At 59.4% G+C, this 16238-nt stretch carries 18 protein-coding genes and 1 pseudogene; 5 read left to right on the top strand and 14 right to left on the bottom strand.

The window, feature by feature from the left end:
* Positions 1 to 30: 30 nt before the first annotated feature.
* Entirely contained in the window at positions 31 to 1098 is a 1068-nt protein-coding gene (locus BHE01S_RS30080; RefSeq protein WP_042270453.1) for a purine-nucleoside phosphorylase, read from the bottom strand.
* A gap of 283 nt (positions 1099 to 1381) precedes the next feature.
* Between BHE01S_RS30080 and BHE01S_RS30075 the strand changes: the two genes are divergently transcribed.
* The gene (locus BHE01S_RS30075) at positions 1382 to 2731 is read left to right on the top strand and encodes a metallophosphoesterase family protein (protein WP_042270451.1); all 1350 of its coding nucleotides are present in this window, start codon (positions 1382 to 1384) and stop codon (positions 2729 to 2731) included.
* Positions 2732 to 2987: 256 nt separating this feature from the next.
* On the opposite strand, the gene BHE01S_RS38725 is transcribed toward BHE01S_RS30075, so the two are convergent.
* Positions 2988 to 3437, bottom strand: coding sequence for a hypothetical protein (locus tag BHE01S_RS38725; RefSeq protein ID WP_157025728.1), 450 nt, complete (start codon positions 3435 to 3437; stop codon positions 2988 to 2990).
* Positions 3438 to 4488: 1051 nt separating this feature from the next.
* Here BHE01S_RS38725 and BHE01S_RS39335 point away from each other — a divergent pair.
* Positions 4489 to 4584 (top strand): annotated as a pseudogene (locus BHE01S_RS39335) (DUF4148 domain-containing protein); the annotation flags it as partial.
* Between the two features lie 24 nt (positions 4585 to 4608).
* Here BHE01S_RS39335 and BHE01S_RS30055 read toward each other — a convergent pair.
* Positions 4609 to 5442 (bottom strand): oxidoreductase, encoded by an 834-nt coding sequence (locus BHE01S_RS30055; RefSeq protein WP_042270449.1) that lies wholly within the window; start codon positions 5440 to 5442, stop codon positions 4609 to 4611.
* Positions 5443 to 5536: 94 nt separating this feature from the next.
* Between BHE01S_RS30055 and BHE01S_RS30050 the strand changes: the two genes are divergently transcribed.
* From BHE01S_RS30050 to BHE01S_RS30040, 3 genes are all read left to right on the top strand, one after another.
* The gene (locus tag BHE01S_RS30050; RefSeq protein ID WP_042270447.1) at positions 5537 to 6508 is read left to right on the top strand and encodes an AraC family transcriptional regulator; all 972 of its coding nucleotides are present in this window, start codon (positions 5537 to 5539) and stop codon (positions 6506 to 6508) included.
* A gap of 408 nt (positions 6509 to 6916) precedes the next feature.
* Positions 6917 to 7816, top strand: coding sequence for a hypothetical protein (locus BHE01S_RS30045; RefSeq protein WP_042270445.1), 900 nt, complete (start codon positions 6917 to 6919; stop codon positions 7814 to 7816).
* A gap of 30 nt (positions 7817 to 7846) precedes the next feature.
* On the top strand, positions 7847 to 8098 hold the full coding sequence (locus tag BHE01S_RS30040) for a flagellar basal body L-ring protein FlgH (protein WP_084069372.1): 252 nt from the start codon (positions 7847 to 7849) through the stop codon (positions 8096 to 8098).
* A 12-nt stretch (positions 8099 to 8110) separates the two neighbouring features.
* Here BHE01S_RS30040 and BHE01S_RS30035 read toward each other — a convergent pair whose 3' ends face one another.
* The 11 genes from BHE01S_RS30035 to BHE01S_RS38120 all read right to left on the bottom strand — a co-directional run bounded on the left by BHE01S_RS30035 (position 8111) and on the right by BHE01S_RS38120 (position 16068).
* Complete coding sequence (locus tag BHE01S_RS30035) at positions 8111 to 8776, bottom strand: DUF799 domain-containing protein (protein ID WP_042270444.1); 666 nt, start codon at positions 8774 to 8776, stop codon at positions 8111 to 8113.
* Positions 8777 to 8786: 10 nt separating this feature from the next.
* Complete coding sequence (locus BHE01S_RS30030) at positions 8787 to 9158, bottom strand: DUF4810 domain-containing protein (RefSeq protein ID WP_245639897.1); 372 nt, start codon at positions 9156 to 9158, stop codon at positions 8787 to 8789.
* Between the two features lie 64 nt (positions 9159 to 9222).
* Positions 9223 to 9894 carry a CsgG/HfaB family protein gene (locus BHE01S_RS30025; RefSeq protein WP_407669570.1) on the bottom strand — a complete coding sequence of 224 codons (672 nt, stop codon included), beginning with the start codon at positions 9892 to 9894 and terminating at the stop codon, positions 9223 to 9225.
* Positions 9895 to 9941: 47 nt separating this feature from the next.
* The gene (locus BHE01S_RS30020) at positions 9942 to 11684 is read right to left on the bottom strand and encodes a ShlB/FhaC/HecB family hemolysin secretion/activation protein (protein WP_042270440.1); all 1743 of its coding nucleotides are present in this window, start codon (positions 11682 to 11684) and stop codon (positions 9942 to 9944) included.
* Positions 11685 to 12179: 495 nt separating this feature from the next.
* Entirely contained in the window at positions 12180 to 12452 is a 273-nt protein-coding gene (locus BHE01S_RS30015; protein ID WP_042270438.1) for a hemagglutinin repeat-containing protein, read from the bottom strand.
* Between the two features lie 298 nt (positions 12453 to 12750).
* Complete coding sequence (locus tag BHE01S_RS38125) at positions 12751 to 13047, bottom strand: hypothetical protein (RefSeq protein ID WP_157025723.1); 297 nt, start codon at positions 13045 to 13047, stop codon at positions 12751 to 12753.
* An 862-nt stretch (positions 13048 to 13909) separates the two neighbouring features.
* A complete protein-coding gene (locus BHE01S_RS40010) occupies positions 13910 to 14101 on the bottom strand; it encodes a hypothetical protein (protein WP_042270436.1) in 192 nt (63 codons plus the stop codon).
* 68 nt (positions 14102 to 14169) lie between these two features.
* Positions 14170 to 14748: a hypothetical protein gene (locus tag BHE01S_RS40005; RefSeq protein WP_157025721.1), complete on the bottom strand. Its 579-nt coding sequence runs from the start codon at positions 14746 to 14748 to the stop codon at positions 14170 to 14172.
* Between the two features lie 66 nt (positions 14749 to 14814).
* A complete protein-coding gene (locus BHE01S_RS37285; RefSeq protein ID WP_245639896.1) occupies positions 14815 to 15111 on the bottom strand; it encodes a hypothetical protein in 297 nt (98 codons plus the stop codon).
* Positions 15112 to 15313: 202 nt separating this feature from the next.
* Positions 15314 to 15511, bottom strand: a complete 198-nt coding sequence (locus tag BHE01S_RS30000) for a hypothetical protein (RefSeq protein ID WP_218000432.1) — start codon at positions 15509 to 15511, stop codon at positions 15314 to 15316.
* A 2-nt stretch (positions 15512 to 15513) separates the two neighbouring features.
* Positions 15514 to 16068, bottom strand: coding sequence for a hypothetical protein (locus tag BHE01S_RS38120; protein WP_157025719.1), 555 nt, complete (start codon positions 16066 to 16068; stop codon positions 15514 to 15516).
* Positions 16069 to 16238 lie beyond the last annotated feature (170 nt).

Genomic DNA, 16238 nt, shown 5'->3' with positions numbered 1-16238 from the left:
GGATCTGCGCGCAGGCGGCCCGCAAGCGCACTACCGCTGCGGCACGCCATGGCGCCACTCCCCCCAATGCGCGACGATGTCCTGCACGAGCGGATTGCCCGCGAGGAACAGATTGCCGATCGCGATCGTGAAGCCGCCTTGCGACGCGTAGTTGAGCAGATTATCCGCGCTCGACTGGCCCGCATACGGCCGGTCGAAGTCCGAGCCGGCGCGCAGCACCGCGACACGGTTCAGGTCGACGCGATGCACGTTCGCCGCTCGCGTCAGCGCTTCGAAGGTGGCGTTGTCTTCCTGCTGCGTGGTGCAGTAGGTGCCCTTGCCGTCGGTCAGGATCTTGGTCCATTGCCGCGCTCGCTCGCCGAGTTCGGTGCCCGACCACCAGGTATCGCCCGCCAGCGTATCGCACTGGATCACCGTCGGCGGCCGATTTGCGGGTGCATAGCTGTATTTGGCGCGTGCGGCCTGTGCCTGCGCGTCGTCGCTCAGCGTCACGTTGCGCGACAGCGCGAATGCCGCGTTCGTCAGCGCCGGATTCAGCTGGAACACTTCGGTGCGATAGTCGAGCGGCGGCTTCTGCGTCGGGCCCGTCGTGTTGATGCCGAGATAGCCGGTGTTCCAGCCCGGCGGAATTTCGCGTCCGTCGATCTCCCACTGAATGCCGAAGTCGACGAGCCAGTTCGCCCAGGCAGCGGAACCGACGGTCCCCTGAAGCGGATCGATCCCGGCAATGCCCGCCACCATGAAGTACGTATGGCGCAAGTCGAACCGCGGCGAGAACGTCAGCGCCATGATCGACGCGGCGGCATTCGCGTGTCCCATGCCCGTAGTCATCACACAGACATCCTGCCGGTTGCAGTGCACGGCCGGGTAATCAGGGGACAGACCCGCGACGGTGATGTCCTGCCACGGTCCGAGATGATCCAGCCACACCTGCCCTTCCGGGCCGAACATCGAAATGATCATCACCTTGACCGCGCGGCCATGCGACGCGCCGTCGTCCTGCGCGAAGCTGTCGTCGGCATGCGCGATAGCCGGCAAAGCGGCCACGCCGGCCACAAGCAAAGATGAAATCACTGCGCCAAAAGCACGATTTAGCATAATAGGTCCCACCCGTTATGTAAGAACCGCGGTTGCGAAACGTGAATCGCGTGCCGTGTTGTCGACTGATGTCGTGGTTTTTTTCGGCGTGCAGCGTGGGACCTGGACGTGAGCCATTCAGGCGACAGTGAGTATAAACGGAGAAAAAAATCGCCTGTTACGACCTGCAACGACTCCGACTGAACCTCTCCCGCAAGCCGCCGTCTCACCCGGAGCATTCGGCAGGGGACCATGCCCGTCAGGCGCGGTCCCGCTTTGTATCCACGAGTGGAGGAAATAGAACATGCCAAAGAAGCGCCCGGTTCGAACGCCGACCAGCAGTGGCAGCGGCCGCGTTCTCGCCGCCCCGGTCTTCTCGCAGCCGCAGCCTACGCCCGATCCGCAAACCTTCATCGTCAGGCATGCCTCCGACGTAGCGGCCTACCGGATGATCGACGAACTCAACCGCGAGCACAAACTCAAGGCCCTTGCGTTTCCAGCGCCGCGTGGCGGCGTCGAGCCCCGCCTGACACTCGCGGACGTGATCAGCAACGATCAGACGATCCTCGACCAGATCAACACGAACGGGCAGATCGTTTTTCACTCGACGGGCGATTGCGGTAGTACTCGCGGCCCGAAAACGCAGAACGAAGTCGCCGACAAGATGGTCAGCGACTTCGACGAAACCGATCCTGCCGAAGTGCCGCAATTCAATTTTCTGCTGGGCGACATCGTCTATAGCTTTGGCGAAGCGCAGTACTACTACGACCAGTTCTATGAACCCTATCGCGACTACCACGCACCGATTCTCGCCGTCGCCGGCAATCATGACGGGATGATCTCGCCATTGCAGCACGAAAAGAGTTTGCAGGCGTTTCTGCGAAACTTCTGCTCCGACTGCTTTCAGGTCTCTCCCGATGCGGGCAACCTTTCACGTACGGCGCAAATTCAACCTGGCGTCTTCTTTACGTTCGAAGCGCCGTTTGTGCGCATCATCGCGTTGTATAGCAATACGCTCGAAGATCCTGGCGTGATTTCGAACAGCGACATCGGCAACAGCCAGCTGAAGTTTCTCAAGGCGGCGTTGAAGCGGGTGAAAAAGGAAGGCTACGGGGGCGCACTCCTGTTCGCGCATCATCATCCGCCGTATGTCGCTCGCGGACGTCACGGCTGGAGTATCGAGATGCAGCAGCAGATCGACGCGATCTGCGAAGAGGTGGGCGTATGGCCCCATGCCGATCTTGCGGGACATGCGCACAACTATCAGCGCTTTACACGCACACGTCCGGACGGAACCCACATTCCGTACATCGTGTGCGGTAACGGTGGACACGGTATCCAGCGGCTGACCAGCAACGGGCAGCCGCCGCTTCGGGCACCGCAGTTGATCCAGGCCGCCTCGAAGGACACCGATGCCGTAGTCATCGAAAACTACGACGACCAGAATTACGGCTATTTGCGCATCGTTGCGAACGACGCCCAGTTGCGCATCGAATATCACGCTGCCGTCGACGGACCCTATACCAAGGCGCCCGACGATCAGGTGACCGTCGATCTGGCCACACGCCAGATTTCTCACTACGCGGCCCGCAATGCTGGCATACCCGCGCTGGCCGCGCGCATCCGGGAATTTGCGCAGAGCGGAAAACCCTGACGCCGATCGGGACGCCTGTACCGATGATCTGCGCACGGATCATGCTTTCCCGGCGGGTGATAAAGGCTCTTGTTCAAGTCCGGCTCTCGACTTGAACCCCACGCGTGACGTGCTGCCGGATCCGTACGTGACGTGTGGAGACTTTTGCCGGTGGCGATTTCTCAAAATGCCGTCGGCGAAAACGCCCAACCGTACAAAGGAACGCCGGGATCATCCGGCTGCATCGGGCGATGCGTAGCGTTGTTCATAGTTATCCTCAATAGAATCGATTCCCCTGCTCATCGTGGCACATCGTATGCGCGAGGCGGCTGTTGGCATACGCGCAGAAATTGGGCGCTGCACCGGCGCACTTTCGAAGCGGTTTGTACGAGGAAAGGGGCGGACGATGAACCGAGCGACGAAACACACGGCGATATGGGTGGCAGTTTTCGCGCTGTCCGGTGCGGCTTATGCAGCGGCGGGCGGCAATGGCGGTGGTGGCGGCCACGGTGGGGGCGCAGGCGGCAACGGCGGTGGCCACGGGGCGGGTGCGGGTGCGGGTGCGGGTGCGGGTGCGGGTGCGGGTGCGGGTGCGGGTGCGGGTGCGGGTGCGGGTGCGGGTGCGGGCGGCAACGGCAACGGCAACGGCAACGGCAACGGCAACGGCAACGGCAACGGCAACGGCAACGGCAACGGCAACGGCAACGGCAACGGCAATGGTAGCCACGGTGCGGGCGTCGGAGCGGGTGTAGGTGGCAATGGCGCGGGCGTCGGTGCAGGTGTCGGCGCCGGTGCAGGTGTCGGCGCCGGGGCGGGTGTCGGCGCCGGGGCGGGTGTCGGTGCCGGGGCGGGTGTCGGTGCCGGGGCGGGTGTCGGCGCCGGGGCGGGTGCGGGTGCCGGCGTGGGTGCGGGCGCCGGTGTGGGTGCGGGCGCCGGTGTAGGTGCGGGCGCCGGTGTGGGTGCGGGCGCCGGAGGCAATGGTGCCGGGTCAGGCGGCAACGGTGCGGGCTCGGGGGGCAGCGGTTCCGGCTCCGGTGGCTCCGGCGCCGGTTCGGGTAGCAGCGGTGCCGGTTCAGGTGGCAGCAGTGCCGGTTCGGGTGGCACTGGGGCGGGCTCTGGAGGAGGCGGCCACGGTGCCGGCAGTTCTGGCGCAGGTAGCTCTGGCGCAGGCAGTTCTGGCGCAGGCAGTTCCGGCGCAGGCAGTTCCGGCGCAGGCAGTTCCGGCGCAGGCAGTTCCGGCGCAGGCAGCTCAGGCACTGGTAGTAGCGCAGGTGGAAGCGCCGCCGGCGGTGGTAACGCGAGTGCAGGTGGCCCTGGCGTCGCTTCCGCCAGCGCCCTGGGAAGCACGTTCGCCCGGTTGCGCATGAGGCAGAACGTGGTCGCGGTAGTACCCCGGAGCGCGCCAGGCGCAAACGCCATAGCGCGCGCCGCGCCGGCAACTTACAGCCAACCGGGCGTATCGGGCGCGAACGGCAACACAAACGCTTCGGCGACGGCTACCTCCGATACCGGCTACGGCCCGCCAGGCGTCATTGGGACGGGGGCCGGTTCTCGCGGTTCACCGGCCGCGATACCGGTCAGCAGCGACTACAGCCCGCCGGGTGACATCGGCCCGAGTGTCGGTTCGGGCCCCTGGGGCGGCTTCGCGGTGGATACGGGCGGGATTGAACCACCGATCCTGACCCCCAACGGGCCGGTAAAGTGATCCAGGCAAATCTGCACATGCCGGGGGCGTTTGCACCGCCGAAATCATCCCGGCGCGTGATGCTTCGCAAGCATGGAACGACCCATACTACCCGGAGGATCTACAGGCGGCACAGCGCCTGGTCGATCATTGGTTCGCAACGGCGTGCCAGCGGCTTCAGGCCGGGTGAGAAACCTCGATGCGCCCGCGATCCTCAGCCGTCCGTCGAGACCGTCACGCTCTCCCAGGCGCGGATTTCGACTTCCAGCATCGACAGCTTGTCCCTCACGAGCCCGAGTGCATCGCTACCGAGCAATAGATGCGCGGGCGGATACTCCGCGGCAATTGCGGCAAGCATCGCGCGCGCCGCCTTCCGGGGATCGCCCAATTGTTTGCCGCTTTTCTCCTCGCGCGCCTTGCGCACGGGGTCGAAAATCGTGTCGTAATCCGGGATCGAACGGGGCGTTCGTCGCATCGAGCGACCGGCCCAGTCGGTGCGGAACGAGCCAGGCGCGACGGCTGTCACGGCGACACCGAAAGCTTCGACCTCTTTGCCAAGCGCCTCGGAGATACCCTCCAGTGCGAACTTGCTACCGCAGTAGTAAGTGATTCCCGGCATGGTGATATAGCCGCCCATCGACGTGATGTTCAAAATGTGCCCACGTCTGCGCGCACGCATGAATGGCAGAACCGCCTTCATCATGGCGACAGCGCCAAACACGTTGACGTCGAACTGTTTGCGCATTTCGGCCAGGGGCGATTCTTCCATGACGCCTTCGTGCCCGTAGCCGGCATTATTGACCAACACGTCAACCGGCCCGACGCTCGCCTCGATTTCTTCGACGACGCCGTCGATCGCATCGAAGTCGGTCACATCGAGCACACGTGCGAATGCGGCTTTCGCAGAAAGAGACTCGAACTCGCGCTTCGCCTCGGCACTTCTCACGGTACCGACGACTTTGTGACCTGCGGCCAGCGCCTCTTGCGCAAGCGCGCGGCCAAAGCCGCTGCTCACGCCAGTGATGAGCAGAATTTTGCTGGACTCCATTGAAGCTTCTCCCGAACGTTGCCAGGTGAGTGCATACTAGTCTGAGGACGGGGCTAAACAAAGCCTGATTCTGCTAATTTTCTTGCCTAAAACTATGAGCACGAAGCGGACCTCTACCCACTATCCTGGCCTCACGTCGCGAAGCCGCAATCGCATCATTGCGTTGCTTCGCGCGTTGGCGCCCGAGGAGGGCTACAACCTCACCGCGCTGCCGGGCGTCCGTATCCTGCGTTCGAACCGGCCGCTGTCACGCACGCCGGTGCTCTACGACCCCGGCATCGTGATCGTTTGTCAGGGGCGCAAGCGAGGCTACTTCGGCGACCATCTCTACCTGTACGACGAACATCACTATCTGGCTGTGTCCGTGCCTGTTCCGTTCAGCATGGAAACCGACGCAACCGAGGCGCGTCCGTTGCTTGCGCTCTACCTGCACCTCGATTTCACGTTGGCGGCCGAACTGGCGGTACAGATCGATCGCGAAGGCGTAACGGAGCGCGTGCAGGCGCCTCAGAGCATGATGTCGACGCCGATGGATGAGGCGATGCAGGTCTCGTTTCTGCGCTTGCTCGAGGCGATGCATCGGCCCATCGAAGCCGCAGTATTGGGCCCGTGCCTGCTGCGTGAACTCTATTTCCGGGTGCTCACGGGCGCACAAGGCAGCTCGATGCGCGAGGCTTTGGCGATGCGAGGTCAGTTCGGCCGAATTGGCAGATCGCTACGCCTTATCCACGCCGGCTACGCGCAACCGCTGGACGTGATGCAGTTGGCACAGGAAGCGGGAATGAGCGTTCCGAGCTTTCATAGCCACTTCAAGGCAATCACCCAGGTTTCGCCGATGCAGTATGTGAAGTCAACGCGTTTGCATCAGGCCCGCCTGTTGATGGTCCGCCAGGACCTGACCGCGGAGGCGGCGAGCTTCGCGGTGGGCTACACGAGTGCGTCCCAGTTCAGCAGGGAGTTCAAAAGACTCTTTGGCCTGACGCCCGCGGCGGAAACGAAGCGGATGCGCACAAGCTTTGCCCTTCCGGAGCCGTTTGCAGATGCGATTTATGTGTCGTCGCACTGAGTCTGGCGCGCAATGATCTCCGTATTCCCAATCAATTGCCACGCGATCCGCCGCATTTCCGCCTTGCGTTGCCGCCCACGTCGATATTTCGTCCGCCCTCCCCGTTCTGATAGGTGTAGGGCGCCGCGATAAACGCTACAGTTGCATCGAGAGTGCCCCGCGTGCTCTCTTTGTGTCTCCTCAATCCTCTTGCCCGCCTTGTGCGGGTATTTTTTTGCCTCGCGAACGCATTGCGCCTCCCACACGCAAGATGCGCGAGCGGGTCCATGACGGACCCGGTGAATCCGAACGCTTTCCCCGGGGTGCCGGATCGCCCGAATCGCCTGTTCCCGCAATCGGGCATGACCGTTGCGCCCACGCCTCGTACGCGGCGGCACCGCCGCCCGTCGACAGCGAAGGGAGACAGTCATGAGGCAAACCGTATTGGGCGTCTACGACAGCTATGGGAGCGCACGTTCCGCGCAAAGGGCGCTAGGCGACGCAGGCGTCGCACAAGCCGATATAGCCATTTACTCGATGTCTGTCGAGGCCCCGGTGGAAAAAGGGCCGCGTGTGTATGCAACCGGTGCGAGCGATGTGGGACAACATACGCCGGTATTCGATCAACTAGAACGCTTGTTCGCGCGGCTCTTCACACAGGGCGCGTATCCGCCCGAGACCGAAGATTATCGGGAGTTCATCCGCCGTGGCGGATCCGTCGTCAGCGCGGACGTTTCCGAAATGCAAGTGAACCTGGCGCGCGAAGTAATGCGCAGCGCGGGTGCAGCGGACATCGAGGAACGCAGCAGCGCCTGGCGCAACGCCTCGTCAGTCACGGCACCCTCCCGGAGTACGGCTCGAGCGCCCGAAAACCTGCACGAGACATCGCCCGAGTCGGGATCCGAAGCACGGCATACGGCATTTTCATCTGCAGTGCCAACCGTCGTCAGCGGCATGCAGCAGCTCACGACGCGCGCGGCGACTGAGCCTGCAAGAACCGGGAGCCCAGCCAAAGCGCAGCAGACATCGGCGAGAGGCCTGGTGGGCGATCCCTTCATGGGCACCCCCGTCGACGACACATCCTGCGAGACGGAAGTCAGCAAAGACTATGACGCAAATTACGCGGACTCCGGCATGTCCTACGAAGAATATTGCGCAGCCTACGAGCACGGTGCAACGCTGGGCATGGACGAACGGTATCGCGGACACGACTGGCAAGGGGTTGAGCCGAGCGCTCGCGAAGATTGGGAGTCGCGCTACGCGGAAAACGGCTGGGAAAGATTCAAGGCCGCCGTGCGCCACGGCTGGGAACGCATGAAGAGGGTTTGAGAGCGCCAGCGTCTCGCGTTACTTTTCAATATCGGCTCGGCTTCGACCTCGTTCAACGACAGCGACGCTCACTTTCTTTCGAGCGATATGACCGGCACGCTGACCGTCACGATTTTCAGCAAGACGCCTACGGGTAATCGGGTGGTCTCCGGGGAGAAACTCATCGCGATGAGCGGTGAGCTTCGACGGCTGCGGCTTTCCGGAATCGTGAATCCCAACGAGGGGGCCGACAATTACGAACCCGCCAGACGCGCTACTCGCCGCATGGAGCATCGCGCGTGACAACCGGCACGGTCAATCTGTGCCGTATTTCGGCGATCTCGGCCCATACAGCAGACCATTCGGCGGCCCCGCGTGCAGAAGCCTATAGCTCGTCGCAGCAGCAATATCGTGGCTCTTGTCCGTGACCGAGTTCGCAATCTGCTTGACCGCCGCGGTTACGAGCATGCCGATCAAGCTCCCACCGCCGTAGTTATTCCCCTCGTTGCTGTTGGCAGTTGCTCTGCCCTGCCACAGCACATCGCCGGTTTTCAGGTCCACCAGTCTTGCCGACGCCGTGACGACAGTCGCACTATCGACCACCTGGTACGTGGTTCCGAATTGCGTGATCTTCGAATACAGCACGGCGTCGGCACCGAAGATTTCGCGAAGCTTTGCGGGTGTGGTTGCCTGAATGTCTGCCGGGACAGTCAAGCCGTTCTGCCGGAATGTCTCATCCATCACCGCCACCGGCACCACGTAATAGCCTGCTTCGGCGAGCGGCATCGTCATCTGCGAGAGCATGCTGTTCGTCGCCTGTACGGAGGTCGTTTCATTCTCCGGCGGGAGCACCAGGATCGAATGCGGACGGCTGTTCCTGAAGGCCGTGTAATCGACGTGCCTGACAGGCTGCGCACACGCCGCCAACAGCGCGAATGTCGAAAAGGCAAACCAAAGTTTGAAAGAAAAGATTCTGGACATGACGGCTCCCTTAAGGCTGTTTCGTTTTTTTCTTCATCAGGAAATCCATGTAGGTCGAGGACTCGGGAAACAGATGCTTCTCGGTATCGAAATTCTCCATGGCCTGTCCGTCCTTGCCAACACTCGCGTACAACATGCCCAATTGCGCATAAAAGCCTGGCGGTGGCGTGGCGCCCTTGGCGCGGATTTCCTGCAGGGCTTTTTCAAGCGCATCGATCTGCTGCTGCGGGTCCTTGCCGCCCTTGAGGTAGTCGTAGACCGCTGGCTCGTAGCCGTTCCACTGGTAAAGCGGCGGTGGGCTCTTGACCGCGCATCCCGCGAAGAGAATCGCGACCGCCACTGCTGGCAGGCTCATGCCGCGCATCAGGTCTGTTTGTTTCATTGTGAATTCCGTAGATGTGGTGTACTTCGCGAGAAAGCCCCTGTGATGGGCCCGCGATGCGCGCTTAGCGTGCTGCCTTGAGCGCGCCCTGGTCGACCTGCTCGGACAGATGATTCACCGCCTCCTGGATCGCGAGATTAAGCACTTTGCCATTCAGGGTGGAGTCGTAGCTGGCAGTACCCCCAAAGCCGATGATTTCGCGGTTCGACAGGCTGTACTCGCCGGCTCCCTGGCTCGACGCGACGACTTCCGAGGTCGTGGTATCGACCACATTGAGACTTACCTTTGCATAGGCCACCTGACTCTTGCCGCTGCCGAGAATGCCGAATAGTTGCTGGTCGCCTACTTCCTTGCGGCCGAACTCGGTCACATCGCCGGTGACGATATAGTTCGAGCCCTTGATTGCCTGCCCCTTCTTCATGAAGCCGGCTTCCTGGCGGATTTCGTCGAGATTGTCCCGATCGAGAACGTTGAAGCGGCCGCTCTGCTGCAGGGCAGTGACCAGAATGGTTTTTGCCTGTCCGCCGAGTCGGTCAACTCCGTCCGAGAAAATTCCTCGCATATAGCTCGACCGGTTGTCGAACTTGCCCACCGCCATCTCGATGCGCTGGCCTGCGTAGGGGGTTCGGGAAACGCTCACCGGCTGTACCGGAAGCGATTGCGATGACTCCGTTGCGCAGCCGGCCAATGCAACGGCGGCCGCTGCGAGCACGGAAACGCCATACATGCTTGCCATATTCATCCTTCTCCTTTTCGATAAAACAACAATCAACAATGCGATAGCTAGAACTGCCCAGTGACCTGAAAACCGAGCGTCACGCTCGAAGCGGGAAAGCCCGTCGGTGCGTAGATCGGCGTACCGGCGAATACGTCATAGCTGTACGCTCCGGGCCGACTCTGCACCGAGCCCTTCAGGCCGACGGCTGCACCCGCGAGTTGCGTACCAGCGAGAAACGCGGTGGACGGTCCCCACAGGTGGCCGTAGTCGATGCCCGCGTAGAGAACCTGCCCGGTTTGCCCGAGCGGATACTGCAGTTCATTGCGCCAGTAGAAGCCCTTTTCGGCCGCGAGCATCGTCTGACCGCTGAAGCCGCGCACCGTATAGCGGCTACCGATCGTCAGGTCGTCGATGTAGTTGAGCTCGTCGTTGGTGAACTGCCCGTGCAATGTGCCGACGTAACGAAACGACTGACCGGCCACCTTGAACGGTACGGAGAGGTTGGCATCGAGCGTTGTCACGCGAAAGTAGTACGTTGGTCCATTCGATGTATCGGAAAACGCGCCGAGCGCTCCGATACCCTGGCGGTACGCGAGCGCGCCGTCGAACTGAGCCGCGCCAAAGTAATGCCGGTTCGTCAGTCCTGCCTCAATGAACGTGTTATTGCGATGCTGCTGCGGAATTTCGGTGTCCTCGATGAAGCTCGTGCCGAAGCGTTTGACAAGCTGGAACTCGACGCCCGTTGCATCGCTCTGGCCGCGGTGAATGACCCGCTCCAGTTTCAGGCCCGCCGTCTGCGCGTTGCCGCTCGATACGAAGGTCTGGTTGACGCCCGCGACCTGCTGGTAATACGTGTTCGTGTAGCCGTACAGCGTGCTGGTCCAGTAACCCCACGGCACCGAGTACGAGGCGTTCCAGCCGTGCGTGCCGAGGTCGTGATTGCCGAACTGCAAATCCTGGTTGAAGCCGCCCGAGAGCACGTCATTGAGGCCGAGCAAGTTATACAGGCCAAGCGTCACATTGCCGATATAGCGGCCCGTCTCGTCCGTGCCTGAGTTATCTGCGGAGACTACGAGCGACCAGGGCTTGGAGCGCTTGGCGGTGATCACCACGTCGCTTTCGCCCGGGACTGCACCGGGCACGATCTCCATGGTCGCGTCCTGGTTCGGGACACGCTTCATTTGCTCCAGACCTTGCTCAAGGTCGCGCAACTGAAGCACGTCACCGTCACGCGCTGGAAACGCCGTTTTCCATGTCCCACGCGTATCCGCATCGGCAAACTTGAGGTTGCGGATTACGCCCGGGATAAGGGCGAATTTCATCGTCCCGTTCGACAGGTCCTGTGCAGGTAGCAGAACGCGCGTCGTGACGTAGCCGTGACTCAGGATCACGCCTTGCAGGCCCTTGGTCAGCATGTCGAGCCCCTGCTTGCCCACGCATTGGCCCTCGTAGTGGCGCAGCCAGTCATGCAGGAATGCGAACGGGTCCATCGGCAGGGCAGAGGCACCTTTGACGCGTGTAACCTCGGGCAGCGTGTCCGGCACCTCGACCGAAAACGTGTCGATGCGGAAACACGGCGTTTCGACCGGCAGGACGGCCCATTCTCCTGCTAATGGCGCAGCCGAGCGCACAACGGGTGCTGCGACGGTCGCGGCGCGCTGCTGCGCTTCGCGTCGCTGCTCGACCTGTTGTTGCTGTTCGGCGTTCGTGCGTGCGGCCGCCGCGACATCGGGTGGGGGCTGCTGCGAGTGTGCGAGAGATACCAGGGCTATGAGCGGCAGAGCCGCCAGCCTCTTTCGGATTTTCATTGCTCTTGATCTGTAATTCGGTGAACGGTAGGGCGGTAGATCGAAATGGCTTGATGTTGTTGTGTGTTCTGATTCAACTCGTCTCGTAAAGGCGCTTCAATTCGATGATGAAAGTGGTGTCAAGGTTGACTCTCAGGGCTTCCCACGAATTCAGATTGGAACGTTCGAAAATCTCGTCCAATTTTGAAGTCTCGTTGACGTTGAAGTACAGCACGTCTCATAAAATTTTCGCGTCTGATTGATCAAGATTAATGCTCTGCGTCAACATTTCCCTTATCAAGCGAAAATCTCCGCGCGCCGAAAGGTCTTTCCTATGGGGGGCTTCGATCAGGCCGCGCCTTGCATTGATGCATAGGAAATCGACTACTGCAAACCACGAGCAACCCGCAGTTGTCCATTGTTCTCTTTTTCTCCCGGCCCTTACCAGCGTGCGATCTTCGTATCCAAACTCCGTACCACAACAAGGACATGCGTTCCAGGATGGATCTTCCTCTGCTATGTCCCCAAGGGGGTACGCCAGTTCGTAGTCGCACACTCGAAAGTCGTTCGGCGGCAAGAGTGCGCTTTTTGCTGGTTGGCCTGCGAGAACGTGTCGTAAGCCGAATCAATCGTGACCGCCTTGCCGGCCATGCTTACGTCCTGGCCGGCGTGCCGGACGCTGCCGGTGAGGTGTAGATCGTCGCCTGCGGCGACATTCAGGTCGCTATTGGCGGAACCCACCACACTGCAATTGTTCGTGACCTGGCTGACCTGCTGCTGGACCGACATCGACTGGCGCCGATGGTCACACTCAAACCACTTGTCATCAGGCCCGAATGCGTCTGCCTGCAGTGGCTGTCCTGGGTCTGCGTAACCCGCGAGGTTTTTTCTAAAATTTGGCGTAGAGAGGTTCGCGCCGAACTGGTGGCGCCCCATCCAAAATAATGCAACTTCCAGTAATCAGCCCAGCCCCGACAAGACAACCCGAACGGAGATATATTTTTTGTCATTTATTGCGCACCACAAACTGGATAGAATTTCGACATGTTTCCGATGCACTCTCCAGTAAAACGATAACCTTTTCCAGTCAGGCAACCTTGGAATTCCCTGCTTGATCTAATGTAAGATACAGCAGGATCTTCACCAGACTTCCGGTCAAAAGGCGCGGTAAAAAGTCCGTTTTTTTACCTCCACAAGCAATCCAGTCTTTCCGTTTCTGTTCCTCGCTCGCGCCCGGTTTTCGCCATGAATCGGAGCGAGAGGTAGAAGGGGAAATGCTTCGTTCATACTCTTCTCCGGTCGGCGCCCCATCCAAAATGATGCAACCGCTGGCAATCAATCCAGCCCCGGCAAGAAAACCCGAAAGAAGATATTTTTTTATCATTTATTTCGCACCACAAACTGGATAGAATTTCGACATGTTTCCGATGCACTCTCCTGCAAAACGATAACCTTTTCCAGTAAGGCAACCTTGGAATTCTCTGCTTGATCTAATATAAGATACAGTAGGATCTTCACCGGACTTCCGGTCAAAAGGCGGGATAAAAAGTCCGTTTTTTTTACCTCCGCAAGCAATCCAGTCTTTCCGTTTCTGTTCCTCGCTCGCACCCGATTTTCCCCAGGAATCGGAGCGAGAGGTAGAAGGGGAAATGACTCTTTCATATGCTTCACCGTGAGGGACGAAGCATCCATAAGTACAGCACCCGGAAATTGAAATCGAGGCAATAAAACAACTCAGTAGTTTCCCGCAAATTCTTTTCATTTCAGCACCTGAAGGATGGCAGCTAGCGCATTCCAGACCTGCGGCGGCAACACCATTTTTCAGGACGCCGCCAAAGCACTCTTTTACGGCGCACCGCAAGCTGGCTCAGTTTTCTCCATATCATCGATACACTGACCCGTAAACCGATAGCCTTTTCCGATCAGGCAGCGCTGGAGTTTTCTGTCTGCTCTAGCAAGAAACACGGCAGAGTCTCCATCGGACTGCCGGTTGAATGGCGCGCTAAAAAGCCCGTTTCTTTTCCCTCCGCTAGCAACCCAGTCCTTCTGTTTCTGTTCCTCGCTCACGCCCAGTTTTTCCCAAAAATCGGAGTGAGTGGCAGGAGAGGAAATGGCCCGTTCATACGCATAACCGTGCGGGACGAAGCATCCGTTGGGACAGCACCCAGAAATTAAGATCGGGCCAATGAAGCAACTCAGTAGCAATCCGTATATTTTTTTCATTTCAGTACCTGAACGATGGCGGCCTAGACCTCATGCGTTGTCTGTTCTGCGTTGGACATGCCCCGTTTTGTATTGCCCTGATCGTCGTATAACCCGGCAAACTTCACTCCCAGGCCAAATTGCTGCACCGAGTTTACGCCCGCCGTCATCAGCGCTGTATATTCGTCGAGGTTGCTGCTGTAGCCCTGCAGGTGGACGAGGCCCGTGAACTGCATAATCTGGTTCTGGACGAGCTGTTTCTCGTAGAGCCCGTCGCCGAGACGCTTTTCGACGTTCTGCGGATTCAGGCCCCGGGGCCGCCCGGCATGTAATCGCTGCTGATGAACTTCGTATAGCTCGTGAAGCGCGGATCGGTTTCCACTAGATACGGCGCGTTCGGTGCGGTGTTGTACGGATGCAGGCCGTTCTTCGGCAGGGTAATGTGCAGCGAGCCCGTGCTGTCCGCGACCGTCTGCGGCGCGTTCGCCTGCTGCGCCGTCAGCGTCTGGTTTGCCCCGAGCGGGCCGCCGGTCGCGGAGTTCGCCGCCGCCACGTTCATGTTGCGGATGTCCGTGGCGGAGATGCTCACCGCGTTGTTCGCGATGACCGTGCCGCCTGTGACGTGAAGGTCTGGATCGCGAAACAGCGCTGTTCGTCGGGAGCGTGGGCCAGCCTTCCTTGCGGGCACGTCGGAGCGCACGCGCGATGCAGCCACAGTCGCCGCGCGCTGTTCGGCTGCGTGCTGCTGCGGGAACTGTTGCTGCTGCTCCGCATTCGCACGTGCCACCGCCGCTGCATCGGCTGCAGGCGGGGTTCGTGCGGCAGCTTTAAATTTAATAAATGATACTAATAAAATCAGGATAAGACGCGCGTGGGTATTCATCTATGATTATCTATGCCGAAGCGAACTGATGACGGTCACCCCGCGTCAAGTTAAAACAGCCTTACCTTATTGAAGCCAGAACGGCTTAACTTCAAACGGGTCATAGTCCGCAAGTGGCTTGTCCTTGTCACGCGCAAAGCCAGCGAGGTCAGATATCACCACTCGCACCGGCTTGTAAATATTAAAGGTATCGAAGAATGATTTTTCTGAACCACAAGCACCTTCAAAGCTCTCAAAATATTTTCCGAATACGTCGACCAATGTCGGTTGATCAGAATCCAGCCAGCTTTTCTCCGGATTTTCAAGCATCGTCGCATCCCATCCAACCGATGATGCCGCCGGCTTTAGCGTGAAAATTTTCATGTGTCTGCGCCATGAGAGCCAATGCCGGCTCCAATTCCTCCTGACGAAGGTAGCGCCGGTACAGACGATCTGTCAGTAGGCTCCAATCCCTGCTCTGGATGATCCTGTTCCGCGTAGTCTCTCAGGCGGGCAAAGAACAGCACCACATCCGAAGCCGGACCAAGCTCATAGATTGAGTGATCGCCATGAAAGCCTGTCTTTCTCATCTTTCAATTTGATCAAGAGCCGCCTGGATCGCCTTCATCAAGAGCTCCGCCTTAGCGCGCGAAACTCCAACCCGAGTCTCGAACTCGAATGCGTCAATACCATTGCAAACCTCGTTGAGAGCTGCATTAATCACAAGCAACTCATCATATTCAAACTCGACCTCCGCAGACTTTCCAATTTTATTAACTTTCATCATCACCTCAGATTATCGAAATAAGCCTTGCCATTCTTTGGCTTAAAAGCAGTTCCACCATCCGTAGCATTTGGATTTTGGATAACCACCATCCCTGTTGAGTCATCCCAATACGCCGAGCGCCCATTACTCAATTGCTTGGTAGCCGATGGATTATTAAGTACATTTTCTATCTGCTTCGCGAAGTGATCTTTCGTCGCTATCGAGCTGCCAAATTCATCTTGCTCAACCACATGTTTATCGAACGCATGCCCGTTCGCAATCTGCTCTGCTACTTGTCGGTTGCTATCCTCTCCATTAACCGCCGTCGTAACATAGTCAACCAGATTCTTTGCTTGATCCGGAATAATCGCAGTAATCCAGTCACCAATTGTCTTGGCGTCCGGCAACGGCGTCACCAGCTGACCGGCCTTCGCTGAGGGATCAAGTTCCGTTGCATTATCGGCGATAACGCCGTCGCCTTTGCCACGGCTCTCGCCTGTATACCCCGGTAGCTTGAATCCTGCCAGCCATGCAGGCGGCTGTGCCATCGGCGGCACAACCTGATTATTCTCCACATCATTTAAACGCCTCTGGGATGTGCTCGCATTGGCGTTCCAAGTCCCAATCTAATGACTTTTTTTTGCGATCAAACCACGGGCAGCCCGCAGCAATCCATTGCTCTCTTTTTCTCCTGGCGCTTACCGGTGTGCAATCTTCGTAACCAAACTCTGTACCGCAACAAGGG

Source organism: Paraburkholderia heleia NBRC 101817 (assembly GCF_000739775.1).
In the GTDB taxonomy this organism is placed as follows: Bacteria; Pseudomonadota; Gammaproteobacteria; order Burkholderiales; family Burkholderiaceae; genus Paraburkholderia; species Paraburkholderia heleia.
The sequence above is the reverse complement of the archived record's forward strand: the minus strand, read 5'-3'. Positions and strand labels throughout refer to the sequence as shown.